Source organism: Acinetobacter sp. BHS4, assembly GCF_018454425.1.
Lineage (GTDB): Bacteria > Pseudomonadota > Gammaproteobacteria > Pseudomonadales > Moraxellaceae > Acinetobacter > Acinetobacter pittii.
In genome coordinates, this window is sequence record NZ_CP075323.1 from 3,383,068 (window position 1) to 3,404,495 (window position 21,428).

At 39.8% G+C, this 21,428-nt stretch carries 24 protein-coding genes and 1 pseudogene; 12 read left to right on the top strand and 13 right to left on the bottom strand.

The genetic code is table 11. The features are described from left to right. The first annotated feature begins 125 nt into the window (after nucleotides 1-125). Complete coding sequence (locus KIP84_RS16245) at nucleotides 126-2,459, top strand: PhoX family phosphatase (RefSeq protein ID WP_032052422.1); 2,334 nt, start codon at nucleotides 126-128, stop codon at nucleotides 2,457-2,459. Between the two features lie 47 nt (nucleotides 2,460-2,506). Here KIP84_RS16245 and KIP84_RS16250 read toward each other — a convergent pair whose 3' ends face one another. After that, complete coding sequence (locus KIP84_RS16250) at nucleotides 2,507-3,286, bottom strand: NRDE family protein (RefSeq protein ID WP_005066100.1); 780 nt, start codon at nucleotides 3,284-3,286, stop codon at nucleotides 2,507-2,509. A gap of 93 nt (nucleotides 3,287-3,379) precedes the next feature. Here KIP84_RS16250 and lgt point away from each other — a divergent pair, with 93 nt between their 5' ends. The 7 genes and pseudogenes from lgt to msrA all read left to right on the top strand — a co-directional run bounded on the left by lgt (nucleotide 3,380) and on the right by msrA (nucleotide 8,270). Beyond that, complete coding sequence (lgt, locus tag KIP84_RS16255; protein ID WP_005066098.1) at nucleotides 3,380-4,198, top strand: prolipoprotein diacylglyceryl transferase; 819 nt, start codon at nucleotides 3,380-3,382, stop codon at nucleotides 4,196-4,198. 80 nt (nucleotides 4,199-4,278) lie between these two features. After that, nucleotides 4,279-4,638, top strand: a complete 360-nt coding sequence (locus tag KIP84_RS16260; RefSeq protein WP_213688910.1) for a hypothetical protein — start codon at nucleotides 4,279-4,281, stop codon at nucleotides 4,636-4,638. 9 nt (nucleotides 4,639-4,647) lie between these two features. Next, nucleotides 4,648-4,993, top strand: a pseudogene (locus KIP84_RS16265) (hypothetical protein); the annotation flags it as partial. Nucleotides 4,994-5,178: 185 nt separating this feature from the next. Continuing rightward, nucleotides 5,179-6,021 (top strand): thymidylate synthase, encoded by an 843-nt coding sequence (gene thyA / locus KIP84_RS16270; protein ID WP_017482022.1) that lies wholly within the window; start codon nucleotides 5,179-5,181, stop codon nucleotides 6,019-6,021. A gap of 44 nt (nucleotides 6,022-6,065) precedes the next feature. Continuing rightward, nucleotides 6,066-6,575 (top strand): dihydrofolate reductase, encoded by a 510-nt coding sequence (locus KIP84_RS16275; RefSeq protein ID WP_003654807.1) that lies wholly within the window; start codon nucleotides 6,066-6,068, stop codon nucleotides 6,573-6,575. A 14-nt stretch (nucleotides 6,576-6,589) separates the two neighbouring features. Then, on the top strand, nucleotides 6,590-7,645 hold the full coding sequence (locus tag KIP84_RS16280) for a DUF4105 domain-containing protein (protein ID WP_206216893.1): 1,056 nt from the start codon (nucleotides 6,590-6,592) through the stop codon (nucleotides 7,643-7,645). Nucleotides 7,646-7,745: 100 nt separating this feature from the next. Beyond that, on the top strand, nucleotides 7,746-8,270 hold the full coding sequence (msrA, locus tag KIP84_RS16285; RefSeq protein ID WP_004794799.1) for a peptide-methionine (S)-S-oxide reductase MsrA: 525 nt from the start codon (nucleotides 7,746-7,748) through the stop codon (nucleotides 8,268-8,270). Nucleotides 8,271-8,327: 57 nt separating this feature from the next. On the opposite strand, the gene KIP84_RS16290 is transcribed toward msrA, so the two are convergent. The 5 genes from KIP84_RS16290 to KIP84_RS16310 all read right to left on the bottom strand — a co-directional run bounded on the left by KIP84_RS16290 (nucleotide 8,328) and on the right by KIP84_RS16310 (nucleotide 12,156). Then, nucleotides 8,328-8,732 carry a biopolymer transporter ExbD gene (locus tag KIP84_RS16290; protein WP_000885432.1) on the bottom strand — a complete coding sequence of 135 codons (405 nt, stop codon included), beginning with the start codon at nucleotides 8,730-8,732 and terminating at the stop codon, nucleotides 8,328-8,330. Continuing rightward, on the bottom strand, nucleotides 8,732-9,352 hold the full coding sequence (locus KIP84_RS16295; protein ID WP_001011664.1) for a MotA/TolQ/ExbB proton channel family protein: 621 nt from the start codon (nucleotides 9,350-9,352) through the stop codon (nucleotides 8,732-8,734). The genes KIP84_RS16290 and KIP84_RS16295 overlap by 1 nt, the downstream gene beginning before the upstream one ends. A 43-nt stretch (nucleotides 9,353-9,395) precedes the next feature. Then, a complete protein-coding gene (locus KIP84_RS16300; protein ID WP_213688911.1) occupies nucleotides 9,396-10,145 on the bottom strand; it encodes an energy transducer TonB in 750 nt (249 codons plus the stop codon). A gap of 380 nt (nucleotides 10,146-10,525) precedes the next feature. Next, complete coding sequence (purU, locus tag KIP84_RS16305) at nucleotides 10,526-11,389, bottom strand: formyltetrahydrofolate deformylase (protein ID WP_005066088.1); 864 nt, start codon at nucleotides 11,387-11,389, stop codon at nucleotides 10,526-10,528. 74 nt (nucleotides 11,390-11,463) lie between these two features. After that, nucleotides 11,464-12,156, bottom strand: coding sequence for a TetR/AcrR family transcriptional regulator (locus KIP84_RS16310; protein ID WP_002114968.1), 693 nt, complete (start codon nucleotides 12,154-12,156; stop codon nucleotides 11,464-11,466). 112 nt (nucleotides 12,157-12,268) lie between these two features. On the opposite strand from KIP84_RS16310, the gene KIP84_RS16315 reads away from it, so the two are divergent. The 4 genes from KIP84_RS16315 (at nucleotide 12,269) to KIP84_RS16330 (ending at nucleotide 16,146) form a co-directional block, all read left to right on the top strand. Next, nucleotides 12,269-13,717, top strand: coding sequence for a coniferyl aldehyde dehydrogenase (locus KIP84_RS16315; protein WP_086265052.1), 1,449 nt, complete (start codon nucleotides 12,269-12,271; stop codon nucleotides 13,715-13,717). A gap of 167 nt (nucleotides 13,718-13,884) precedes the next feature. Next, a complete protein-coding gene (rpmB, locus tag KIP84_RS16320; RefSeq protein WP_000048256.1) occupies nucleotides 13,885-14,121 on the top strand; it encodes a 50S ribosomal protein L28 in 237 nt (78 codons plus the stop codon). 12 nt (nucleotides 14,122-14,133) lie between these two features. Then, nucleotides 14,134-14,289, top strand: a complete 156-nt coding sequence (rpmG, locus tag KIP84_RS16325) for a 50S ribosomal protein L33 (RefSeq protein WP_001205031.1) — start codon at nucleotides 14,134-14,136, stop codon at nucleotides 14,287-14,289. A gap of 147 nt (nucleotides 14,290-14,436) precedes the next feature. After that, the gene (locus tag KIP84_RS16330; protein ID WP_213688912.1) at nucleotides 14,437-16,146 is read left to right on the top strand and encodes a cation:proton antiporter; all 1,710 of its coding nucleotides are present in this window, start codon (nucleotides 14,437-14,439) and stop codon (nucleotides 16,144-16,146) included. A gap of 36 nt (nucleotides 16,147-16,182) precedes the next feature. Here the strand turns inward: KIP84_RS16330 and KIP84_RS16335 are convergent, their stop codons facing one another. The 7 genes from KIP84_RS16335 to KIP84_RS16365 all read right to left on the bottom strand — a co-directional run bounded on the left by KIP84_RS16335 (nucleotide 16,183) and on the right by KIP84_RS16365 (nucleotide 21,403). Continuing rightward, entirely contained in the window at nucleotides 16,183-16,461 is a 279-nt protein-coding gene (locus KIP84_RS16335; protein ID WP_002114792.1) for a hypothetical protein, read from the bottom strand. A gap of 112 nt (nucleotides 16,462-16,573) precedes the next feature. Then, a complete protein-coding gene (locus KIP84_RS16340; protein WP_005066079.1) occupies nucleotides 16,574-17,077 on the bottom strand; it encodes a DUF6586 family protein in 504 nt (167 codons plus the stop codon). 80 nt (nucleotides 17,078-17,157) lie between these two features. Beyond that, nucleotides 17,158-17,520, bottom strand: coding sequence for an ASCH domain-containing protein (locus KIP84_RS16345; RefSeq protein WP_161282818.1), 363 nt, complete (start codon nucleotides 17,518-17,520; stop codon nucleotides 17,158-17,160). A gap of 9 nt (nucleotides 17,521-17,529) precedes the next feature. Continuing rightward, nucleotides 17,530-17,769, bottom strand: coding sequence for an RNA-binding protein (locus KIP84_RS16350; protein ID WP_213688913.1), 240 nt, complete (start codon nucleotides 17,767-17,769; stop codon nucleotides 17,530-17,532). Nucleotides 17,770-17,842: 73 nt separating this feature from the next. Continuing rightward, nucleotides 17,843-19,822, bottom strand: coding sequence for an ATP-dependent helicase (locus KIP84_RS16355; protein WP_213688914.1), 1,980 nt, complete (start codon nucleotides 19,820-19,822; stop codon nucleotides 17,843-17,845). Between the two features lie 114 nt (nucleotides 19,823-19,936). Continuing rightward, nucleotides 19,937-20,518 (bottom strand): HdeD family acid-resistance protein, encoded by a 582-nt coding sequence (locus KIP84_RS16360; RefSeq protein ID WP_014208303.1) that lies wholly within the window; start codon nucleotides 20,516-20,518, stop codon nucleotides 19,937-19,939. A gap of 126 nt (nucleotides 20,519-20,644) precedes the next feature. Beyond that, on the bottom strand, nucleotides 20,645-21,403 hold the full coding sequence (locus KIP84_RS16365; RefSeq protein WP_213688915.1) for a hypothetical protein: 759 nt from the start codon (nucleotides 21,401-21,403) through the stop codon (nucleotides 20,645-20,647). Nucleotides 21,404-21,428 lie beyond the last annotated feature (25 nt).

Sequence of the window (21,428 nt, forward strand, 5' to 3'; positions counted from 1 at the left end):
AATTAAATGAAAAATTACAGAACTTTTCATTAACTTATCATCAAAACGTCAACGCCTCGTCACATTCACAAACTAAGCTCATGAAGAATTTTAGAACAATCTCTTTATTTACTTAGGAATTCCCCATGACAGAGCTGACGCCATATCATGAAGACCAAGAATTGGATAATAATACTTCTGACAATATCCACTTTCGTGACATTTTAGAACAACACATCAGTCGCCGTAGTTTAATTACTAAAGCAGCAAGTGGTGCTGTAGCATTGACTTTAGCTTCTACTTTAACTGGCTGTAATGATAGCGATGATGATTCAGGTTCTAACAACGGTGGAACCACACCTGTAGACCCAAATAAAAAACCAGAAAAATTAACTTTTACCGCAGTTGCGAAAAACCATAATGATATTGTGACTGTACCTGAAGGTTATGAAGCGAATGTTATCTATGCTTTAGGTGACTCAATCAATCCAAAAGTTGGAGATTGGGACGACAATAATATTCCATCTGGTCCAAGCTTCCAGTTTCGCTCTGGCGACTGCCATGATGGTATGCATTATTTTGGCTTAAATACTTCAACAAACCGCTTTGACGAAAGTGTTTCAGCTGAAGGTTTGTTAGTCATGAATCACGAATATATCAACCAGACCTTCCTTCACCCAAAAGGTCCAACAAGAGTTGATGGACGTCGTCCTGAAGATGAAGTTATTCGTGAAACCAATGCGCATGGCGTTTCTATTGTTCACATTAAAAAAGACCCAACAACTCAACAAGTAACAATTGATAAAAGTTCTGCTTTTAACCGTCGTATTACAGCATCAACAGAGATGGATTTTGAAGGTGCAGCAGCTGGTTCTGGCTTACTCGCAACTCGCTTCTCCCCTAATGCACGTAAAACTCGCGGTACCCATAATAACTGCGGTAATGGTTATACACCTTGGGGCACATACTTAACCACGGAAGAAAACTTTATTGGTTATTTCCAACGTTCAGGTAGCGATGAATATGCACGTACAGATGCAGAAAAAATTGCATTAAAGCGTTATGGGTTAGGTGTTAAAAAAGATGAGCTCTATCGTTATGAGAAAGATGAGAAAGGTGCCCCTAAAAAAGATACCGAGGGCAAAATCATTTATGAAAAAGATAAAAATGGTGAGTTAATCCCTAACGTTGATGAACAAGGACGACAAATTTATTTAGGTGCAAGTTCACGCTACGGCTGGGAAACAGCAATTGGTCAAGTAGAGTCACAAGACTTATATGACCGCTGGAATGCCGACGTAAAAGCCGCACAAGCTACCCAAGACTACCGTAACGGTCCAAATACATTCGGCTGGATGGTCGAGATTGATCCATTTGATAGACGTCAAAACCCAGTTAAACGTACTTCACTTGGTCGTTTTGCACATGAAGACAGTGCTTGCCGTGCCGTTGTAGGTCAACCATTAGCATTTTATATGGGCGATGATTCTCGCGGTGAGTACATCTATAAATTCGTCTCTACCGCAGTGTGGGATGCTAAAGATATAAATGGCGGTTATGCAGTTGGCGACAAATACATGAACGCAGGTAAATTGTATGTTGCCAAGTTTAATAACGATGGTTCAGGTCAATGGATTGAACTTGCTTATAGCAAAAATGGCTTAAATGAAAGCAACACGACCTACCCATTTAAATCTCAAGCTGACGTTGTCACATTTGCACGTTTAGCCGCCGATGCAGTCGGTGCTACAAAAATGGACCGCCCAGAATGGTGTACGGTCAACCCAGTAAACGGCGAGGTCTATGTCACCCTAACCAATAACTCAAATCGTGGTAAAGATTACGCGACCGATGCTGCAAACCCACGTAACTACACAGACCTCTACAACGGCACTAAAGAGCAAAAGGGTAACGTTAACGGTCATATTATCCGTTTTAAAGAAACTGATGACAAAACGACTGCTGAAACCTTCAAATGGGATATTTACCTATTTGGTGCAGAAGCATCTATGGCTTCAAACATCAACCTATCTGGTTTAACAGACAACAATGATTTGTCATCTCCAGATGGTATGTGGTTCGACCCACGTGGCGTACTTTGGATTCAAACAGATGATGGCGCATATACTGATGTCACTAACTGTATGATGCTTGCTGCGCTACCAGGCCAGATTGGAGATGGTGCTCCTGCAACTACCTCAAATGGTCAGCAAACTTTAGTCGGTGCTAAAGTTACAGACTCAACTTTGCGCCGTTTCTTGGTGGGACCTAAGCAATGTGAGATTACAGGTATTGCGATGACACCTGACTACAAAGCAATTTTCATTAATGTTCAACACCCTGGCGAAGATTCTGCAAGTTACTCGACACCAGAAAGTAACTGGCCAGCAACCCAGAAAGATCCAAGCAACAAAACTGCGCGTCCACGCTCAGCAACTGTTGTGATTACCCGTAAAGATGGCGGTGTGATCGTGGGTTAATTCTTAGATGATTAAAAATGCCGGTCAATTGATCGGCATTTTTATTATCATCGATTTAAGAGAACCTGTTGCTGAACAATTTGCCCACCATGCTCGCCTTGTTGGGTCTTTTCCAACCAAAGCCATTCGTTATTGGTCATTCTTAAAAAATTTGAACAACGTGTGCCATACACAGGGCTTTGAATAAAAGTCGATGATAATAACTCTTCCATTTCTGGCTGAATGCCCGTATTGGGTAATAATGCCGTTGTGACCTTACGTTCATCTTCAAGAATATCCCATGCAGCATGTTGCAAAGTTAACTCTTCCGTCTGGTGCTGAAGCATAGGCAAAAACTCTTGCGTAAAACGTGTTCTTAAATGTCTGGTTTTTTCCCAATGTTCAGACATCAAACCATTTGAAACCACATAAACACCATTTGCTAATACTTGCGGGGCTTCACCACGGTTACTCATATAAACCGCTTGATCAGCATTTCCCATAAACAGGTTAAAGCCAGCGAAGTTCTGTTGCTGCTGTTCTAATTGTTGAGCAAATCGAATCGGCAATAAATCTGACTCTAAAAAAGCCTGAACTAAATGCCCCCGAGAGGTTTCATATGATTTCTGATCTCGTCCATCCCTAAAATTGGTCAAGACAGCCCATCGGCCTTGAGGTGTAACGCCCATCCAAGTCCCACCCGACTGTAAATCTTGCCCAGCAATAATCGGTGTATGTTGCCACTGATGTAATAAAGCTGTTGGTCGATGGTAGAACTCATCCCGATTTGACATAAGACATAAGGGCATATCATCCAGAACATGCCATGCTAAAGCCACAATACACATCTTTTCTTATTCCCTATCTTTACACATTGAATGTACAACATTTTTCACATCATTCCGCTACAATCTGTCAAAACGTAAGATCAAGGAGCAGCAATGCTGACCTATCCTAATATCGATCCGGTCGCAATACATCTAGGACCTCTTCAAGTCCATTGGTATGGACTCATGTATTTATTGGCATTTTTATGTGCTTGGGGGCTTGCTTCCTACCGTGCCAAACAGCGTGATGGCTGGACATCAGAAATGGTTTCCGATCTGGTGTTTTACGGTGCTTTAGGTGTCGTTCTGGGCGGTCGTGTCGGCTATGTCCTTTTCTATGAGTTTGATAAATTCCTTGAAAATCCGATTTGGTTATTCCAAGTCTGGACAGGTGGTATGAGTTTCCACGGCGGCTTTTTAGGCGTCATGATTGCGATGTTATTTTGGTGTAAAAAATATCAAAAAACATGGTTCCAAACCCTCGACTTTATCGCCCCATGTGTACCGACTGGCTTAATGTTTGGTCGCTTTGGTAACTTCATTGGTGGAGAGTTATATGGTCGTGCAGTAACTGACCCAAATTATCCATTCGGTATGATCTTCCCAACTGATCCATTACAACTGGTACGCCATCCATCACAAATTTATCAAGCAATTTGTGAAGGCTTAATCCTATTTATTGTCTTGTGGTGGTTTAGTTCAAAACCACGTCCACGCATGGCGGTTTCTGCCCTATTTTTAATGGGCTACGGTGTTGCACGCTTCGTAATGGAATTCTTCCGTCAACCAGATGCCGACCAAGGCTTTATTCTTTTTGGCTGGATGACTAAAGGTCAGATCCTTACCGTTCCAATGTTGCTGATTGGCCTTTGGATGATGTGGTATGCCTACCAAAAGAAAATTTATGACTGGGGTCCACAAAAGAACAGTTAATATGATAAATCAGAGGAGTTTCGGCTCCTCTTTTCTTTTTTATGCTACAGTTTTTACTCTCCTAAAAATGAAGATATGCCATGCTGGAATTCTGGTTTGACACACAAGTCCCGACATTTAAAAAATTAGTGATTTTAATTATTACTTTGACTATTTGTATTGGGCTATATCAATACCAGCCTTTGCCCTTAGATACGATTTTAATGTTTACTGGCACGGGTGTTATCTTTTTAATCTGCCGCTATTTTAAATTACATTTTGCTCAGAAAAATCCAACTGGCCTACTTTACCGCCTGCTGACTTGGATTCCTATCGCTCTTTTATTTGCACTTATTTTTGTAAAAACAATGCCGAACTTGCTGATCTGGGGTGTGCAAGGAATCGCTTTTATGGCGCTTGCTGCTTTTATTTTTTCACCTCAATCACTTTTTAATAAATAGGCTCAATATATGCTGGCTTATTGGTACAACGCACCACGTCATATCAAACTTATATTTATTATTGTTGTTTGTGTTGCAGTTTATGCAGCCAATCAAGTTCAGCCCTTATCTCCTATTTATACAATACTTAGCCTTATTTTTGGATTTGGTTTGCATATTGGGCATGACTTGAATACCAAATTTTCAAACAACACATCAGGCAAATCGAGCTTGGGAGTTTTAATCAAAATCTATCCTATTTTGATCATTATTATTTTGATGTATTTGCTCCCTGTTCAGCATGAATGGATTCATCTAATCCAAGCTTTAGGCTTTGTACTGATTGGTTTTTTTCTTGTCTCGATTTATCAAAATCGTGCTAAAAGATTTAACTAAACACATTCAGCAAAAATATCTTAGAACTAATTTTAGATTTTCATCTTGAGCTACAACAGGTATCATCTTCAGTGGTTCATGATGAAGCAGCTCTATTGAGTAATTATTTATCTTCTGAGCTATCTCCCTTCTATTTTATGGAATTAATCCGAACTCGAGAGTGTTATGCGTGCATATTTAGACCTACTACAACATATCCTTGATAATGGCGGTGACAAAGGCGACCGTACAGGCACAGGAACCCGTTCTGTATTTGGTCATCAAATGCGTTTTGATCTCTCTAAAGGTTTTCCTTTACTCACCACAAAAAAAGTTCATTTCCGCTCGATTGTGATTGAGTTACTTTGGTTTTTAAAAGGTGACACCAACGTCCAATATCTAAAAGACAATAAAGTTTCAATTTGGGATGAATGGGCAACCGCAGAACAAACTGCTCGCTTTGGACGTCCAGAGCATGAACTTGGACCAGTCTATGGTCATCAATGGCGTAATTTCGGCGCAACCAAAAATGCAGACGGCTCTTATAACCAAGATGGTTTTGACCAGATTAAATGGTTAATTAACGAAATTAAAACCAATCCAAATTCACGCCGTTTAATTGTTTCTGGCTGGAACCCGAATGAAGCTGGTCAAGTTGCTTTACCACCTTGCCACACACTTTTCCAATTTTTCGTACAAGATAACAAATTGTCATGTCAGCTTTATCAACGTAGTGCCGATGTGTTTTTAGGCGTACCTTTTAATATCGCGAGTTATGCTCTACTCACCCATATGATTGCTCAAGTTTGCGGTTTAGGTGTAGGTGATTTTGTCTGGACTGGTGGTGATACGCATCTTTATGCCAACCATTTTGAACAAGCTAAACTTCAATTGACACGCGAGCCTTTACCACTGTGCCAATTGAAATTAAACCCAGAAATAACTGATTTGTTTGATTTCAAATTTGAAGATATTGAAATTGTAGGTTATGAATCACATCCTGCAATTAAAGCACCAGTTGCAGTATAACAAAGGCTTAAATTTCATTAGATTACGGTTTAGAGAATAAGATTATGGCATGGCAAAATGTAGAAGTTGTCCACGTTGTGGCAATGGACAAAAATCACTGTATTGGTAAAGGCAATGCGTTGCCATGGCATATTTCTGCCGACTTAAAACATTTTAAAGAAATCACACAAGGTGGCGTGGTCGTGATGGGTCGTAAAACCCTTGAGTCTATGGGCCGTGCTCTACCAAACCGTGTGAACTGGGTGATTACCCGTGACATTAACTGGCAATTTGATGGCGTTAAAGTTGCGTATTCAATTGAAGATGCCTTAAATGCAGCTTTAGAAGATGTAAAGAATACCGAAAAACAAGCTTTATTCATCATTGGTGGCGGCGAGATATTCAAGCAAACCTTATCAATTGCAGACCGTCTTGAACTTACTCATGTTGACTTAGATGTGCAAGGTGATGCACATTATCCAACAATACCGAGTGAGTTTCATAAAACTGCAAGTGAACAGCAAGTTGATGAAAAATCAGGAACTTCATTCGAGTTTGCTACTTATAAAAAATAATTTTATGGATGCCTATGCACAATATCGGAACACGTGAATTTATTATTGCTCTACTTTTTGGGCTGCTACATAGTCTATTCACGCTGTTTATTGTGTTCTCTAGTATTTGGGTATGTGTAGCGCTTTGGGTTCAACAACCTTTTGGCTGGTTAGGCAGCCGCATACTCATTGGCATCTGGATTGCTTTTGCACTCAGCATGGTTGGCTTATATGTTGAAGGTCATATTATTAGCCGCCGTACCGATATCCTGATTTATCTTTTAGCGTTTGCCTGCTCTCTTGTTTGGTATTTTTCCATAACTGCACGTCAAGATCGTGACTGGAATCCAGAAGTTGCCAATATGCTGAGCTATGAAAAGCACGGCGATGTAATCACTTTACACAATGTTCGTAACTTCAACTGGCATCCTGATGGAACTTATGATGTGCGATGGGAAACCCGAACATTTGATCTTAAGCAATTAAATGGCATAAACATCATTGCCTCTTACTGGATGGGACCACAAATTGCTCATACACTGGTAAGCTTCGAATTTAAGAATCAGCAACCTTTAGTCTTCTCAATAGAGATTCGCAAAGAAAAAACTGAAGAGTTTTCGGCAATTGGTGGCTTTTTTAGAAAATATGAACTTAGCTTAATTGCTTCTGATGAAAAAGATATTGTCTATACGCGTAGCAACATCCGTAAAGAGCAAGTTTATAATTTTCCAGTCAATATGCCGCGTAGCGAGCAAAAAGCGCTATTTTTAGAATATCTTAAGAAATCGGATGAGCTACGCAAGAAGCCTGAGTGGTACAACACCCTTACGAGTAACTGTACAACTTTAATTTTTGATATGGTTCAAGCAATTAACCCATATCAGCTTCCCAAAGATTATCGTCTAATCGCTTCGGGTTACTTACCTAATTATTTATATGACCTTAAAGCACTTAATCAAAATATCAGTTTAAAACAGTGGTATCAAATTGCGCATATCAACCCAAGAACTGAAAATTTTGAACAGCTCTCAGATCAGAGTAGTGAACACTTCTCTCAAATCGTTCGACAAGGTTTACCTAAAGCTAAATGAAATAAGTAATGCACTTTTCTTTACTTTTTTATACATGCTTTACTTTGTATTTTAAATACATAAACCCTATTGTAATAGGCAGGAAATAGAGGGAAAAACAATGCAACAGGCATTATTTGGCGGCGGCTGTTTTTGGTGCGTCGAAGCTGTATTTTTACAAATACGCGGTGTAGAAAAAGTAACTAGTGGTTATGCAGGTGGACACACCACTAACCCTACCTACGAGCAAGTATGTCAAGGAGACACCCAGCACGCTGAGGTGATCTTAGTCGACTTTGATGAAGAGCAAGTAACTTACTCCCAGTTACTCGACGTGTTCTTTGCGACTCATGATCCAACGACTTTAAATCGCCAAGGTAATGATATCGGCACACAATACCGCTCTGTTATTTACTATTATAATGAAGAGCAAAAGCAGGCAGCGGAACACACGATTCAGACTCTAAAAAATGACGATCTTGATATTGTGACTGAGCTGTCCCCTGTTCCGACATTCTATCCAGCAGAAGAATATCATCAGAATTACTATGCAAAGAATCCTTCACAAGGTTATTGCAACTTTGCGATTCCACCAAAGCTGCTCAAGCTATATAGTAAATTCCAGCATCTGATGAAAGACCAATAAATCAGAACAATAAAAAAGCAACCAGTTTGGTTGCTTTTTTATTGAGTAAACTAAATTTTAGTTTTCACTTACAAAGGCAATATCGCTCAGTCCGGCTTCACTGGCGCGAGACATTACCTGAGCAACAGTATCGTACTTCGACTCTTTATCAGCACGAAGTTGAACTGTTGGTTTAACATCGCCTTGACCTGCTTCTTGAAAACGTTTTTGAAGCTCATCTAGGCTAATTACTTGAGTATCCCAAGCCACTTCACCATTTGCATTGATACTAATCGTAATTGCTTTTGGTGGTGGATCAATAATTTCAGCAGTTGTTTTAGGAAGCGTTAATGGAATCGATGGGTTGGCAACTGTTGCTGTGACCAAAAAGATGATCATTAACACCAACATAATGTCGATTAGCGGAATGAGATTCATCTCATTCATGCCACTATCGTGGTCTTCACCCAATTGAAAAGCCATTAAGCTTGACCTCCAACGTAACTTTGCTGTGCAGTTTTAACATCAGACTTTACAGTTGAGTCTTGCTGCAACATTGTGTCAATTAACAAGCTGTGCGCTTGATCTTGTAAGTCATGAGCAAGACCACGGTTTGCACGTACACAAATGTTATAAGCTAATACCGCTGGAATCGCAACTGCAAGACCAAGACCAGTCATAATAAGTGCTTCACCTACTGGTGTAGCCACTTGAGCCAAACCTGCTTGTCCGCTTTTACCTACGGCAACCAGCGCATGGAAAATACCCCAAACAGTACCAAACAAACCTACGAATGGTGCAATTGAAGCAATTGTTCCTAAAACAGAAATACCTTTATCAGCATTGGCCTTTTCAGCAGAAATCTGACGAAGTAATGCCTGCTCTGCAACCGCTTTACGCTGTTCAAAACTCAAAGGTTGTAACTTTGCTTTTAACGAAGTGATAGCCTGAGAAAGTTGAGCATAAGCTTGTTGTTTTAGCTGGCGAGTCCCCATCAAACGTAAGATGAAAACTGTCCAGGTAGCAATCGACATTGCCAATAAGATGAAATACAGGGTTTTACTCACTGCATCTGCATGTTGCCAATAGATTGAAAAGTTCATATTGAACTCCTGATTAAGGTTAGCCGTTGGGACTCAAATTCATTTAAGGGGTTAAATCAAAGGGTTGCTCTGCTTTAATTGGATAAGCAACACCATTTTCCATATAAGGTTTAAATTTCGCACCGCGAACAGCACGGACTACTTTGTCATCTAGACTTGAAATACCACTACTTCTAGTCACTCGTACATTAATAATTTTGCCTTTTTCATCGGCTTCAATGAGTACCATGACAGAGCGTGCTTCGCCTTGTAAATCTTTTGAAGAAACTGTTAAACGTGGTGAGCGGCTCCACTGTACACCCGAACCACCAATTGAAACGCGTTTCGGTGATGGATCTGGGGCAGGTTGAGCTTTAGGCGCTTCTTGTACCACTGGTTTTGGTTTTTCAATAACTTTTTCAGTAATAGTTGTCGTTACCACTTTGGTTTCAACTTTAGGTTCTGTCTTTACTGTTTCTTTTGGTGTTTCAGCTTTTTTCACCTGTTGAATTTTTTCCACTTTTTTAGGTGGTGTCACAGGCTTTTCAACAACTTTAACTTCTTTTACCTCTTTTTTAGGTTCCGGCTTTTTAGGCGGTTCCTTTGGCTTAGGAGGTAGTGGTTTTGGTTGCTCTTGAATTTTTACGAAACGTACCTGTAAAGGCTTCTTCTCGATTGGCTTTAATTCAGCAGGCTTAATATGGCTGACCGCCCATAAGACCCCGATATGACCAATTGCAACCGCAATTAGCGCCGTGATGACTTTCTTTTTCATCGGATTGGGAGAGTTTAAGGCTGCGGAAGATTGACTCATAAGAATCTAATTACCTAATGGATGATGATTTCAGATTTCTATTTGTAGAAACGATTTCAAACATCGGATAGAACAATAAAGTGCCACAATAATAAATGAGAAGTGTTTTCATTTGCAACTATTTTTTGAGAAAAACATTTGCTCAATATCACTAATTTGTATCAGTTGAGTGTCTTTGCTTTTGTTTTCTCATAGTTACATGAACGCGTATCTCTTGTTCACAAAGTGTTTAATCTAACTTATATAGTTAGGCTAATTTCACTATGAAGAGATCAAATCTTACCATAAACTCATTCAATATTGTTACGTTATATCATTTCAATATTTTTTTTGATATAAAAAAACACGCATGAAGCGTGCTTTTTTTAAATAAGCGTTATTTAAAAAACAACTGTCTTGTTACCATCAACAATAATACGGTCTTCTAAATGCCATTTTACTGCGCGAGCTAATACATTACGCTCTACATCTTCACCAAGTTCACGTAACTGCTCAACATTATAATCGTGGCTTACACGTTCAACGTCTTGCTCAATAATCGGGCCTTGGTCTAGGTCAGCCGTCACATAGTGAGCTGTCGCACCAATCAACTTCACACCTTTTTCATAAGCTTGCTTATATGGATTAGCACCCACGAAAGCTGGCAAGAAAGAATGGTGGATATTGATAATTTTCATTTCCCATTTCGCAACAAAATCTTCGCTTAAAATCTGCATGTAACGTGCAAGAACTAACAAGTCATTGCCCTGCATCATTTCATCAATTTGTGCATAAGCTTCAGCTTTATTGTCTTTAGTTACTTTAATTACAGTAAATGGAATACCGAAGTTCTCAACAGATTCACGTAAATCTTCGTGGTTAGAAATCACGTGCGTAATTTCACAAGGTAACGACCCACGTGCATGACGCCACAATAACTCAAGTAAAGCATGGTCGACTTTAGAAACTAAAATACCAACCTTTTTAATTTCGTTTACGAAAGCAAGACGCCATTGCATGCCATAACGCTCAGCAACGTTGGCAGCAAATGTTTGAATTAATGCATCTTTGCGTGACTGTAAATGGTCAAGTTCAAACTCAACACGCATGAAATAACGTCCACCCTGAGCTTCCGTCGCATACTGGTCAAGCGCGGTAATGTTTGCACCTTGGTGGTACAAAAAGCTCGATACAGCCTGTACGATCCCAGGCTTGTCTTCACAAGTAATCAGTAAACGGGCTGTATTGGCAGTGGTCATATTCATTTGGTTAATATCACTTAATTGAGTCAAATTTTTAATAAGCCGAGTATTCTAGCGCTCTAAATAGGCAAGTACAACTATTCATCTTTTAACGACGACAAGCTGGCGAATAGATCAGAAGGCCCCAGTGAATCAAGCAACTGCTCGTAAGTTGCTCGACTTTCCCCCATAAGATAAGGACCTTCAAGGAAAACCATTTGACGTAATGCCTGCCAAACCCATTTCTCTTCTAAATGGTTATTGTCACTAATGTGACCAGACATATATAAAAAGTTTGTCCAGTTTGTTAATACAATCCATAAGTTAATAATGAGCGCTTCAATTTCAGATGGCGTCATTTTCATAAGGCCGGCATCGACAAAGGCTTGATAAATCTTTTGCCCCTGTTGCATGACCTGTCCCGCAAAACGAGGATAAATCTTTTTAAAGTCTTCGTTACTTTCAACTAAATGATAGACATCACGATGGATAAAACGGTAACTCCAAAGTTGACCACTTAATACTTGAAAATAGTTGATTTTGTCATTGGTCGTTAATGGTCTGTCTTCAGGTAAAGAAAGCATTTCCAAAGTCTCAACCTGATATTGGTACATTAATTCTTTAATAATTTCATGCTTATTCCGGAAATGGTAATACAAGTTTCCAGGACTAATACCTAGCTCCGCCGCAATATGATTGGTTGTAACCGACCGTTCACCTCGCTCGTTAAAAAGCTGCAAACTGATTTGTAAAATCCGGTCTTTTGTCTTCAGAGCTTTAGGTAGAGACATTTTAATAACCTTTAATAATTCACATGGTTAAGACTTAAACACATAAACCGACTTGACTATTTAGAGTATTTACTCTAAAAAATAAGTATATCAGTATATTTGGTAAGTACCGATGAACAGTCAAACAAAAACAAATCCAGAGACTCAGCTTCCTTATGATGTTAAGCATTTACATGACTTGCTTGAACAACAAAAGCTCGCTTATTTACGTCATCCGGTACCCACTGCTAAAGAGCGTATTGATCGTTTAGCTCGTCTTAAAAGAGTCTTGGTAAAATATCAAGATCAGATTGCCGAAGCAATTAACCTTGATTACGGCAATCGTGCAATTATGGAAACAAAAATTGGTGAACTACTCACGAGTTTGGAACAAATCAAATATTACAGTAAGCATCTGACTGCGTGGATGAAACCTTCAAAACGCCATATCAGTGTATTACATCAGCCAGCAAAAGGTTGGGTACAATATCAGCCTATGGGTGTGATTGGTATTATTACACCATGGAATTACCCATTATTACTTTCGGTTGGACCTCTAATCTGCGCACTAGCTGCAGGCAACCATGCCATGATCAAAATTTCTAGTGCCTCTCCAAATTTTGGACGTGTCCTTGAAAGTGCATTAGCAGAAGCATTCCCACAAGAATTAGTTGCTGTGGTAAATGGTGGTGGCGTTATTTCAGATGCGTTTAGTCATTTGCCTTTTGACAAAATGATTTTCACAGGCTCAACTTCTGTTGGTAAAACAGTGATGGCAGCCGCAGCTCAAAACCTAGTTCCAGTAATTCTCGAGTTAGGCGGAAAGTCTCCTGCCCTAGTACATGCATCAATGGATATGAAAGATGTGGCTCAACGTATTGCTGTAGGTAAATTGTGGAATGCAGGACAAACTTGTGTTGCGCCAGATCATATTTTCTTACCACGCGGCAAAACTGCCGAGTTCATCGAAAACTTTAAATTGATTGTGGCTGGAATGTATCCTCACTTCCGCAACAACCAAGACTACACCTCTATTATTAATGATAAACAGTACAACCGCATTCAGGGTTATCTTGAAAATGCCCGTGATCAAGGTGCACGTATTGTTGAAATTAATCCGCAAAATGAAATTTTAGATGATGTCCGTAAAATTGCGCCAACTTTAGTCACTGGCGTGACGACCGCAATGGATATTATGCAAAATGAAATCTTCGGGCCTATTCTACCGATTTTAGAATATGACCAAATAGAAGAAGTCATCGAATTCATTAATAGTCGTCCACGTCCTCTAGCGATGTATTATTTTGATTATGATCAAGCGCGTGCTGACTATATTGCACAACACACCCATTCAGGGCATTTCGGAATTAACATGGTGATTACCCATGTTGCACAAGATGATTTACCGTTTGGCGGAATTGGCGCATCAGGTATGGGTAAATATCACGGACCAGAGGGCTTTTTTAGCCTTTCTCATGAGCGTTCGGTGATGTCAAATCCAAAACTTTATAGCCTTAAATACATTCTTCCACCGTTCAATAAGCCGATTCATCGTTTCATTTCGAAAACCTTGTTGCGCTAACTGATCAAGGCATGATCTGTTATACTAAATCATGCCTCGTTTTTACCAATTTCGCTTGTCTTTTAATCGTATTTTTGGTATAAAACGCCCCTTGAATGAATTCATCCGTTTACATTTAGTATGACTGGCCACAGATTTGCTGTTGGCTGAATCAATGGAGTTACACCATGTCTAAGGTTTGCCAAGTTACCGGCAAGCGTCCAGTCGTTGGTAACAACGTCTCACACGCCAACAACAAAACCAAGCGCCGGTTCGAGCCGAACCTGCACCACCACCGTTTCTGGTTAGAAAGCGAAAAACGTTTTGTACGTCTTCGTTTAACCACTAAAGGTATGCGTATTATTGACAAATTGGGTATCGAAAAGGTTGTTGCAGACCTTCGTGCTCAAGGTCAAAAGATCTAAGGAGTCTGAGCAATGCGTGATAAGATTCGCCTCGTTTCTTCAGCTGGTACAGGTTACTTCTATACCACGACTAAAAACAAACGTACTATGCCGGAAAAAATGGAAATCAAAAAATTTGATCCAAAAATCCGTCAACACGTGATTTTCAAAGAAGCTAAAATCAAATAATTTTAGCCTCGAAAAAAACGACTTCTTTATGAAGTCGTTTTTTTTTGCATTTTTTTTATACCCACCTTTTTGTTAAACTTTCTCTACATTCCGCCTTGGCATTTTTTATGCTTGTTTTTAGCCTAACTCACGTAAAAGGAGTTTTTAGTGCCGCATGACGTAGATTTAATTATTTTACTTGCTGTTGGTTTCGGCGTTGCCCTCATTTTTGGCTATATTGCAGCCCGATTACGACTCCCCCCTCTTATCGGCTATTTAATTGCCGGAATTATTATTAGCCCAAATACACCGGGTATAGAAGCAGATATCCACCTTGCCAACCAGCTTGCAGAACTCGGGGTCATGTTCCTGATGTTTGGTGTAGGGATGCACTTTTCATTAAAAGACTTATTACTAGTTCGTCGTATTGCCTTGCCTGGCGCAATTTTACAGATCGCTGTTGCAACCTTACTTGGTATTGGCGTTTCAATGCTATGGGGATGGAGTTTCGGGTCTGCACTCGTTTTTGGCTTAAGTCTATCGTGTGCGAGCACGGTTGTATTATTAAAAGCATTAGGAGACCGAGGTCTTTTAGACTCAGTTAACGGCAAAATTGCTGTGGGTTGGCTGTTAGTCGAAGACTTAGTGATGGTACTGGTTTTAGTACTTCTTCCGGCTACAGCTGTTTTACTCGGTGGAAAAGCACCAGCAAGTGCAGACGGAAATATCTGGTTAACCCTTGGAATAACTTTATTAAAAGTGATTGGCTTTATTGCCTTTATGCTCATTGTAGGTAAACGTGTTGTACCTATTATTATGCAATTCGTTGCTCGTTTAGGGTCACGAGAGCTATTTACACTGACCGTCGTCGCTGCTGCTGTTTCGATTGCTTACGGCTCTTATGCCATCTTTGGGGTTTCAATGGCTTTAGGGGCATTCTTTGCGGGTATGGTCGTTAAAGAATCAGACTTTAGCCATCGTGCAGAAGAAGAGACTCTCCCACTACGTGAAATTTTCTCGATTTTATTTTTCGTTTCTGTGGGTATGCTGTTTGATCCACATATTCTTGTGGAGAGTCCGCTACATATTTTAGCTGTTATCGCGATTATTATGGTGGGTAAGACTCTTGCTGCAATGGCACTGGTTTTATTCTTCCGCTATCCAATCAATACAGCTTTAACAGTCGGGGCAAGCCTTGCACAGATTGGTGAGTTTTCATTTATTTTGGCGACACTCGGTGTTTCTTTAGGCCTATTAAGCTTAGAAGCTCAGAATCTGATTTTAGCGGGCGCTTTATTTTCAATTACGCTTAACTCTTTCATCTTCTCAGCGATTGAACCTGTACAACGTTGGATTCGTGAACGTTCTCACTTAGCCCGACTGCTTGAACGTAGCGGTGACCCATTAGCAATGTTACCCGATGAAGTTGATCAAGCTTACTTGCGTGATCAGGTCGTAATTGTGGGGTATGGCGGTGTGGGAAGACGTATTACTGAAAATTTAATTAATGAGAATATTAAAGTCGTTATTGCAGAAGAGAATCGTGAAATCGTAGAAAAACTACGTAATGCAAATATTGCTGCTGTGAGTGGTGTTGCTACTGAACCGAGTGTTTTAATTCAAGCACATATCATGCATGCACGACTCTTAGTAATCTCACCTATGGATATTTTAGATATTCACCGTATTGTGGCGATTGCCAAGCAATTAAACCCTCAAATTCAGGTATTAATTTGCGCGGAAAGCAAAGAAGAAGCAGCGGTTATCCGTGACGAAAATATTGGAGAGGTGTTCTATGCAAAAGAAGAAATGGCAAAGAATATGAGCCACCACATCTTAAATCAGATCGAGCTTGCTCATCAGTCAACGGTTCATTAACTCCATATAAAAAGCGTACTCAAGAGTACGCTTTTTTTAACTCAAGAATTTAGGCTGTTCGTCTAATACCTCAGCCTGCCACTCGTTTACCTGCTTTTCCAGCAGTCCAAACAATGCAGCCTGAATCATATGCTGAGCAACAACTGGAGTCTGCTCACCCAAGATTGCTTTGACTTCATCGCTAAATTGAATTTTAACCAAGGGTTCATTCTCAGAACCTGCATTACGCAAGGCGAGTTCACCACCTTCGAGTTGAACTAATTCCAACACTGCTTCTTGATTTCCAAATAACTCTTTCAATTGCTGTATAGACATATACTTCCTCCATGTTTCAACATGGTGGCAAAGCACCCTTGCACTTTGCATCTCTTGTCTTATTTATATAGGCACACCTAGTCTAAATTTCAAGCATCTAGGCAGTTTAATTTTAGAACTCGACCATTTCGTTACGAAAACCATCAATTAAATGACTTAATTCTCGATGCCATTCACGCAAGATTTTAACATCTGGCAACCAAGACTGAGGCCCTTGTGTCACTTTAATAATGAGGTTAGAAGAAGTCTCTTCTTCCGGAGTCGGTTCTTTTGGTTCTGGGGCGTATTGGCACATACGATAAGCTCGTTTTAACTCTGCAACAAAACCATCTTTTGCCAATTGCTGCAAAACGGATACTTCAGGAGAAACCTGTCCTTTTGCCGCCATATGTTCCTCTATAGATTTTAAGGTGGGTTGCAAATCATTTAAACGGTAATAACGTACCAATTCTTGTAAGAACGCTAACATTGCGCCATGTAAATGAAATACAGCTGCTTCACGGTAAGCTTGTACCTGCTGCACATGATCGGTCTGCTCTGCCTGTTGACACGCTAAGCGTGCAAAATAGAGCTTCTGATTGGTACGATCGGCATGATAACGAGCAACACGTGACATAACTAAACTTTCCTGTTCTAAAATCGCCATTGCAATAGCTATTCTTAGCTTAACGACTCCATTGATAAAATCAACGTTATTTATGGTAAATCCAGCTCAACTTGATAAATTTTACGTTTAGCTAAAATTTTCACTGGCTGTTTTATAGGACGGACATTACTTAAGACCCAAGCAAAATAGCCTTCACTCCAAGCAGATGCACAGGCTAAATTGACCTCGTCATTTCGCCAAGGGTGAATAGAGTCAACATCAACTAAAGCGACAGCAACTCCTTCCTCTTCATCAGTATCTTTAATCAGAAAGTTCTGGTTTTCGACAATTAATAGATCTTTCACTGGTAAGTGCGTAGGCACCCATGAGCGCACTTCAAGTGTTTTGATACCTTCAGCAATACGAATACCATTGGGCGTTACAATCGAGAGAGCTAAAAATTGTCTTTTCATCAGAAAAACTTATTCTTCGGCTGCTTTAACTCGAATTCCATAGCCTTTAACTTTAAGCGTATTTAAGCCTTTAATTGCCTTAATCGCTTCACGTGGATTCGGCATTTCAACAAAACCAAAGCCTTTCGATTTACCTGTGTCTTTATCAGTCACAAGAACACATGTATCAACTTTACCATATGCCTTAAACAACTCTAAAACTTCAGCTTCACTTACAACACGATCTAAATTACGAACTAATATTTTCATTTTCTAACCTTAATTGGCAATAAAAGGGAGGGCCAATATACATTTAAGTAATCACAGCGTCTTATACAGTAGTTTAGTCCAGATCGATACCAAAACCTAAATTTACTGCAGGAGATCTGTTCCATTGTTTTTTAGTAAATTGCTGAGGTACTTGCCTATGAATCTTTGTTTGAACCAAATGTGTAGGCAGATCATTTAAGAAATAACTCTCGACTTTACGACCTTGGTCATCATAAGTGTCTTGCGACCACGTATTAAGATTTTGCTTCGTCAAGATTAATTCATTTTCAGCACGCGTTAAGGCAACATATAGCACACGGCGTTCTTCCTCAACATCATCAAAATCACCCTGAGCCCTTGCATAAGGATATTGATTTGGCGATACGTGAGGTACATAACAAACTTTCTGTTCGGCACCCTTAGCTGAATGAATCGTAATTAAAGTTACCAAATCTTGATCAGCAGCTTTTTCAATTTCAGAAACTGAAATCGGCTCAAGTACATATTCCTCAAGGAATTCACCTAACGATGCATGTTTGCGTGCAAGTTGCTTAACCAAATCAAAGTCTTTTAAACGACGTGACCAATCTTTAGTTTTATAATTCTGCTCTAACTGTTCACCTAAAGCATCAAGAGCCAAGCCAATACTTGCCTCGACATGCTGCTGTAATACATCTAGCTGTTTTAAAATTAAAATCGCTTGTAGTGGTACCTTGCCATGGCGTTCAAGTCGCTGACAGCGCTCCTCGACATCAACAATTCCCATCAGCTCTTGGGCTAACTTACTCGCTCCAACATCGCCAATCCCATCCCATAAGGTTAAAAACCGCATCCAAGCCAAATCATCGTGAGGGTTACTCACAATACGTAAGAGACTGAGCACATCCTTTACATGGGCCGACTCAAGAAGCTTTACCCCGCCAATAAAACGATAAGGTATTTCAGCCGCAATAAAAGCCCCTTCTAGATATCGGGCACTATAGCCAGAACGAACTAACACCATGTGGTCATGCCAGCTTGCACCTTGCTGATGGCGCGTTATTAAATCCTGTGCAATCCAGTTTGCTTCTTCAAACTCATTACCAAACAAATGTAGCTGTGGCTTTTGCCCTTGGCCACGATGTGCTTGTAGCTGTTTTTGATAATCAATTGGGCTATGTGCCAACAGCCAGTTCGATAAATCTAAGATTTCTTGAGTCGAGCGATAATTTAAAGCCAGTGTAAGTACTTCTGCATCGGGTATTCGTTCTTTAAAAGAATGGATATTTTCAAAGTCTGCGCCACGAAAGCCATAAATGGACTGAGCGTCATCACCCACGCAAAACAACTTCACTTTACCAATTAAGGGCTGCAACAAAGCCCATTGCAAAGGGTTTGTATCTTGCATTTCATCAACTAGTAATGCCTGACAAAAACCTGCAACCCAATTGGTGAGCGCTTCTGAGTTTTGTAAATGCACCGCCACAATCGACAGGATATCATCGTAATCTAAAAAATTACGCTCTCTTTTGCGCTGCTCATAAGTTTTCATCAACTCAGCAATTTGAGTTTTATGCTCATATGCATCTGGAAGCTGTTTGATTAATGCTTCAGAAAGCTTAGATTGAGTATTTCTTGCATAGGAATATAGATCACACAGCTCTGCCGCTTTAGGTAAAACATTATCTTTGTCTTTACCTCTTAATAAACGGAACATCAGCAACTGATCATCACGATCAATAATACTAAATTGATTTAAGCCAAAAGCTTGTGGATTACGGCGCAGTAAATACATACAAAAAGTATGAAAAGTTGAAGCTCTTAGACCCTTTGCCTGTGCTCCTACATGCTGCTCTACTCTTGCAACAATCTCACTCGCAGCACGTCGGGTGAATGTTAAAATCTGAATTTGGTTTGCTGGTAAGCCTTGATCAATTAAATAAGCAGCACGGGCAACAATCGTCTTAGTCTTGCCACAGCCAGCACCTGCTAAAACTAAACAGTTCTGCGCAGACGTCGTGGCTGCTTTTTTTTGCTGAGCATTTAGTTCATTAATTAATTTTGCAAGACTCATAACACATATCGCTAAAACACCAAAACATAGTTTAACAGACCCAACCCCAGATGCGTCTGCCCGCCCTATAAACAAAAAGAGCACCTAAAGTGCTCTTTGATTCAACAATATTATTTAAGATACTGTTTTTGAACTAGATGGCAGATGCTTAATCGCAGAAGCCAGACCTAGAAAATTAATTCCTTGAAATAAGATATCTATGGCAAGGAACATGCCTAACACCCAAAAAGGTGAATCTTTAGAAACCAAAATCAAAATACCTGTAGCGAGTGTTAATAATCCTGAAAATAAGGTCCAACCCCACCCAGTAATTGGTTTAAGTAAAATCGCATTTACTGTACGTATAGCTCCGGCAATAATCAGTGCTATTGATAATAAGCTCGTCAGAACTACTGCAGTCGTTACGGGAGTAGAAAAAGCGTAATAACCTGCCATTAGATAAAGCACGCCAAAGAGTGCCCATAACCAGCGGCTTGCACCTTTAAATACACTAATGGCCGCGACAAGATGTAAAACACCTCCGACCATCATGAGTATTCCAAATAAAAAAACCACAGAAAAGGTCGCAAATGGTAATGAACTAAACAAAATCAGACCGAAGCCAATAAGCACAAAGCCTAATATCAAATACCACTTACGATCAGCATGTAACTGATTACGCACCAAATCATTACCGACAGTTTTCATCATGGCCACTCTTATTATCAGGTATTAGAATTTCATCTACCCAATAATAGTGATCCACTTCACATTTTTTGTCTGTATAAGATCTGCATCGTTTCTTATCAATTAATGTGGATAAAGCAGTATTTATCCACAATTTTATTTCACCCAACCAATTTCTTGAGCTGTAGGTAAACCTATTATTGTTTCATGTAAACCATTCGGCATTTTACTGCTCTGCTCAGATAATGGTGTTCGACCACCCATGATTTCAGCATTTGTTTGCGGATATAAAGGCACTTTTTCAGGGTGCGCGTAACCTAGAGGATAAAGCGGTTGACCAGTTTTTAAATCATATTTGTCTTGTGCCCCAAAGCCATGTAATAGCTCATGAACAATCACGACCTGATTTTGAGAAGCTTGTGTTTTGGTCGCAAATAAATTCACACTCCCAATACGACCTTTTTCCAAAGCAGTCGAATGGATCAAAACTTTTTGATAATTGGGATCGTAATAATTTAAATAAAGTTTAAGTGATGCCCCATTGTCTTCAGGTTGTTGATGGCGCCATGCATAAAAACGAAACTTTAAACTCCACCACATCACATGAAAGATATTGGCATTTTGAGGAACCTCAGGAGGTCGTTGCTGTAATGGCTGACCTAAACGAATTACAAAGTTTCCCGATTGACCATGATAATGCTGCGACCATTCTGCCAAATAATTTCTTATTCTCTCAAAATCAGTGTATTGCAACTGATGAATATAGCTCTGCGTTGTCTGAAAACCATCTGCATTAATAGGATGTAAAACAACCACAATAGGTTGATTCCAGTCTTGGTTTTGATCTCGCCATGCCTGAACAGCAACAATCAATAAAATAATTAACAAACATAAAACTCGAATGTTTTTCCACATTCTTTTTCCCCATACATTTAAAATT

Bases quoted from the DNA above. Each gene is read 5' to 3' on its own strand.
- KIP84_RS16245 (WP_032052422.1), top strand. From the start codon at position 126: ATGACAGAGCTGACGCCATATCATGAAGACCAAGAATTGGATAATAAT.
- KIP84_RS16250 (WP_005066100.1), bottom strand. From the start codon at position 3,286: ATGTGTATTGTGGCTTTAGCATGGCATGTTCTGGATGATATGCCCTTA.
- lgt (WP_005066098.1), top strand. From the start codon at position 3,380: ATGCTGACCTATCCTAATATCGATCCGGTCGCAATACATCTAGGACCT.
- KIP84_RS16260 (WP_213688910.1), top strand. From the start codon at position 4,279: ATGCTGGAATTCTGGTTTGACACACAAGTCCCGACATTTAAAAAATTA.
- thyA (WP_017482022.1), top strand. From the start codon at position 5,179: ATGCGTGCATATTTAGACCTACTACAACATATCCTTGATAATGGCGGT.
- KIP84_RS16275 (WP_003654807.1), top strand. From the start codon at position 6,066: ATGGCATGGCAAAATGTAGAAGTTGTCCACGTTGTGGCAATGGACAAA.
- KIP84_RS16280 (WP_206216893.1), top strand. From the start codon at position 6,590: ATGCACAATATCGGAACACGTGAATTTATTATTGCTCTACTTTTTGGG.
- msrA (WP_004794799.1), top strand. From the start codon at position 7,746: ATGCAACAGGCATTATTTGGCGGCGGCTGTTTTTGGTGCGTCGAAGCT.
- KIP84_RS16290 (WP_000885432.1), bottom strand. From the start codon at position 8,732: ATGGCTTTTCAATTGGGTGAAGACCACGATAGTGGCATGAATGAGATG.
- KIP84_RS16295 (WP_001011664.1), bottom strand. From the start codon at position 9,352: ATGAACTTTTCAATCTATTGGCAACATGCAGATGCAGTGAGTAAAACC.
- KIP84_RS16300 (WP_213688911.1), bottom strand. From the start codon at position 10,145: ATGAGTCAATCTTCCGCAGCCTTAAACTCTCCCAATCCGATGAAAAAG.
- purU (WP_005066088.1), bottom strand. From the start codon at position 11,389: ATGAATATGACCACTGCCAATACAGCCCGTTTACTGATTACTTGTGAA.
- KIP84_RS16310 (WP_002114968.1), bottom strand. From the start codon at position 12,156: ATGTCTCTACCTAAAGCTCTGAAGACAAAAGACCGGATTTTACAAATC.
- KIP84_RS16315 (WP_086265052.1), top strand. From the start codon at position 12,269: ATGAACAGTCAAACAAAAACAAATCCAGAGACTCAGCTTCCTTATGAT.
- rpmB (WP_000048256.1), top strand. From the start codon at position 13,885: ATGTCTAAGGTTTGCCAAGTTACCGGCAAGCGTCCAGTCGTTGGTAAC.
- rpmG (WP_001205031.1), top strand. From the start codon at position 14,134: ATGCGTGATAAGATTCGCCTCGTTTCTTCAGCTGGTACAGGTTACTTC.
- KIP84_RS16335 (WP_002114792.1), bottom strand. From the start codon at position 16,461: ATGTCTATACAGCAATTGAAAGAGTTATTTGGAAATCAAGAAGCAGTG.
- KIP84_RS16340 (WP_005066079.1), bottom strand. From the start codon at position 17,077: ATGTCACGTGTTGCTCGTTATCATGCCGATCGTACCAATCAGAAGCTC.
- KIP84_RS16345 (WP_161282818.1), bottom strand. From the start codon at position 17,520: ATGAAAAGACAATTTTTAGCTCTCTCGATTGTAACGCCCAATGGTATT.
- KIP84_RS16350 (WP_213688913.1), bottom strand. From the start codon at position 17,769: ATGAAAATATTAGTTCGTAATTTAGATCGTGTTGTAAGTGAAGCTGAA.
- KIP84_RS16355 (WP_213688914.1), bottom strand. From the start codon at position 19,822: ATGAGTCTTGCAAAATTAATTAATGAACTAAATGCTCAGCAAAAAAAA.
- KIP84_RS16365 (WP_213688915.1), bottom strand. From the start codon at position 21,403: ATGTGGAAAAACATTCGAGTTTTATGTTTGTTAATTATTTTATTGATT.